General features: G+C 60.5%; 1 protein-coding gene and 1 pseudogene. Both read right to left on the reverse strand.

Annotated features, from left to right (window positions below; all coding sequences use genetic code 11):
- Positions 1–652: 652 nt before the first annotated feature.
- Positions 653–3,232 carry a LuxR C-terminal-related transcriptional regulator gene (locus ACWEO7_RS38520; protein WP_452430675.1) on the reverse strand — a complete coding sequence of 860 codons (2,580 nt, stop codon included), beginning with the start codon at positions 3,230–3,232 and terminating at the stop codon, positions 653–655.
- A 294-nt stretch (positions 3,233–3,526) separates the two neighbouring features.
- Positions 3,527–3,748, reverse strand: a pseudogene (locus ACWEO7_RS38525) (hypothetical protein); the annotation flags it as partial.

The following is a 3,748-nucleotide window of genomic DNA, read 5'->3' on the forward strand; positions in this document are numbered from 1 at the left end:
GGCACATGTTGAGCCAGCCGGTCTGCTCGATCTGTTCGGCGGCCGCCGCGAAGGCGGCGGGTATCGCTTCGCGCAAGTCGTCGTGTGCGTCGAGCGGCAGCGGGAGCAACTGGATGTACGCGGCCCCGGACGTGCGCAGCGCCGCGGCGGCGATCTGTGGTTGGGTACGCTGCGACGGTTCAGGTGCGGGAGCCCAGCGCAGACCGCGAGTTTTGACGAAGTCGTTGACTGCAGCCAGTTGACCGACTGCGGTATTTCCGCGGCCGCCGACGCTGTATCGAACATCTGTTCGGGCTGCCGATCCAGTCGCTGGTCGGATGCAGGGGCTGCGTCGCCGACCTGCTACCCGCCGTGCCGCACTGCCGGCTTTCTCAGCCCGCGAGATGTACGACGAGACCGACGAACAAGGCAAACGCCGCTACACCGTCGCCCTGATCGTTGAAACCTTCGGTGTCTCACGCAAACCATCTATTACACGTCGATCGCAACCAGCCACTACGCCATATACGCCCGAAATTCGGCCGAGGCTACGGCTATCCTCACATTCGCATGTGCTGTATCGATATGGCTACCGGCAGCGCCATTGCGTTGGGAGAACACGCGACTCCGGCAGCGATTTGAATAATAAATCAACCCTGCAACGGAGTGTCTATTACCTTTTCCGTCCCGGGGGCCGCGGACGTCGATCACTCTCGATCCGGACTTGATCGATGACACTTCGTGGAATGTGGTCGATGATGTCCTCACGTGAGGAGATAACCAATTTATGTAGGACGGCAGTCACCTGCGCGTCAATAGTGCGTACGGATTTACCTCGACGAGTTGCAATGGCGGCATTACTCCAGCCTGCAGCAGCCAGTACTGCAACTTGCCGTTCAGCCGGGCTCAGGTCCTGCCAGCGTGATGTCGGTTGGTTCGCGATGCCAGGAAGGGCAGAAGATGTGTCGATGGTGAGTGTTCCAAGCGCCAGCCGTTGCACCTCCTGAAGTTCAGGTCGTAACTGTAACCCTTTGTTCTCCGCGGCTGCATAGGCGTTTTCTCCGAGCAACTGGCGTGCGGCGACGACCGCCCGTTGCGATTCGTCGGTGAGCGCTTTGAGATTGAGCGCTATGCCGAGCCGCGTCCGAAGAGTCCTGGTACCCCCAGCCAGATACGCGATCTCAGTCGCGACTGCGGCAAGCCTACCGCTGTCAGCGTGCCGCATCGCGATAATTCGCGCCAATGACCACATTCGAGCTTGGATAACTACGAATGCTGTCAATTGATCACCGCTTGCGAGCTGGTATGCCAGCGAGGACCTTTGCAGTGCCAGGGCCTCAGTGGGGTCGCCGTGTTTGGTCAACGCGATCGACCGGGTGTATTCCGCCCACGACCGTTCCCGGCGAGTCCCTGAACTGCTGGCACGATCGAGATATTTGCGAGTTACTTCGGCGGCCTGCCGAGGGGTTCCCAACAGAGCTGCAGCTGAAGCCATGAACAGCTCACACGCCGCAGCTCCACTGCGATCCTGGTGGGAGATGAATTTCTCGTGCGCTCGGCTCAGTACCGTAATTGCGTCGGCGTCGCGATGAACGAACAATAATTCCAACCCCCAAGCGAATTCGACCGCAGCTGGCAGCCCGATATCGCGCTGCGCCGTGAACCGCCAGGACTCTCCGCTCGCGGTGCTGGTAGTACATTCAGCGACAGCGCGGTCCAGCATCTGTCCGGCGTCCCGATCGCGGCCCTGTACCAGCGCAAGCCAAGCGATGGATGCCATGGCGCCGATCTGTAGTTCGATGGGTGGGCGAGCCGAGGCCCTGGTTGCGGCGAGGCAACGCTCGGTCCAGTCGCGAGTTTCTCGGATCGAACCAGTTGCGAAGGGAACACGCAATGCGATCAGGCCTAGACAAATCTCCAGACCCGCGGCAGCTCTTCCCGGTACGTTCAGACTGGTTTCAATTGCAGTGACTGTATTGGCCCAAGCCGCCAGTGCCCAATCCGGCTGATCTTGCCCCTCCGGGGTGGCCCAATGCTCCGCAGCGTAAATGATCTTGTCACGGTAGTAGCGCAAATGACGTTCAGCGAGAACCGTTGCCTCGTTCATCTCGCCGGTGGAACGTTGCTGTAACCGGCGTTGCGCGTATGCGCGCAAGCTTTCTGCGAGCGAGTAACGCACACTCGTAGCAGACATGTGGACTGAGACAAGAGAATGATCTGCAAGCCGTTCGAGCAAGCCTTGCACCTCGCCGCGGCGTAGTGCCGCCGAATCGGGCGTTGCCTCGTCGCCATCACTGCAAATACTTTCGATAGCATCGAGGTCGGCGCCCACATCCAGCGGCGCGTCGAGGGTATCAGGGTCGTCGGGATTGGTGTCGTAGCCCGACGCGAAGACAGATAAGCGGTCGAAAAGTAGTTGTTCCTTTTCGGAGCAAAGATTGTACGACCACGCGATGACGTCGCTGACCGCGCGCTGACGAGGATCCGTTCCGTAAGGTCCGTGGGACCATGCAAGTCTGGTGTCGTCGGCTTGGCCAGTGAGTCCATGCAGGATCATCGCAGCTGGCTGGTGCATGAGCCGGGCCGCTGCCAGCTGAATATAGAGTGGCTGATTGTTCACGCGTCTACAGATTTCAGACGCGATTTTTGTTTGATCGGCATCGACAATGGAGCAGCCGGCCAGCTCAGCCCTTTGCAAGAAGAATGACAGGGCGTGCCGGTTGGTGAGCGGGGGCACCCGAATTACGTGCTCGCCAACCCAGCGGAGGGGCTCCCGACTGGTGGCTACTATCGTCAGCTCTGGTATGGCCTCAAGAAGCTCCGAGACCGCGCCTGCCACACTTGTGAGTACATGCTCACAGTTATCAATTACCAATATGGTGTGGTCACACTGGCCCGCTTCACCGCCGATCAATGAGCCTACGAGTGCGTCCCACGCTGACCGGTTGGAAAAATCGCTGTCAATGACAGCATGTGCGATCTCTTCCTCCACCGCTGTTTGGTCCGCATTTTTCGTCAATCGTGCCATTCTCACCCAATAAACGCGAGTTCTTCCAGCACCCGTTTTCTTGAAGCGGCGCACCGTCTCGGCTGCCAATCGTGTCTTGCCGATCCCGCCGGGCCCTGTCAACGTAATCAACCGGGCCGTGCCGAGCAGGAGAGTTTTGATCGCCTCCCGCTCACGATCTCGGTTGACGAAGCCGGGAAGTGGCGCAGGGACACTGCTTGATGAGCCACGGCGTCTATCGTCCACGCTTCTACAGCGTAGTCGGACGCACCGCCTCCGCGCACTTGCCGCTTCACGCTCCAGCACAGCTGCGCCAGACGCCCCATCCACTTCTGTGAGTATGGTCACCTGAAGTCGCCCCGGCACGACATGGCCTAACGCAAGGGTGCGATTCTACGCGGGAATGCTGCCACAAGCAACTGACACCTGCGGTGGCCAACGTAAGGGTCGCTCGGCCGCCGGTGATCAGCTAGATGTCCACGAAGTAGCTCTCATGAGCTGCGGACTGCGAGGTGGGCATACGCCACTCTCCGGCGTCGCTTATCCGACGATCGCCCCGCCGTAGGAACTGAATCCCCGGCCCAGTGCCTGGCAGGTGAAGCTGCCGTGGAAGCCGACCTGGCACGATGCTCCGGCGTGCTCGATGATCGGCCCCCACGGGCCTGAGCCGGTTTTCACGTCGTTGATGCTGGGGTTGCCACCCGGCAGCGTGTACGGCGTGGCCGGGTCGAAGGTGGGATGCGCGGGCAGCCAGGCCTGGTC

The sequence above is a fragment of the Nocardia sp. NPDC004260 genome, from assembly GCF_053603155.1.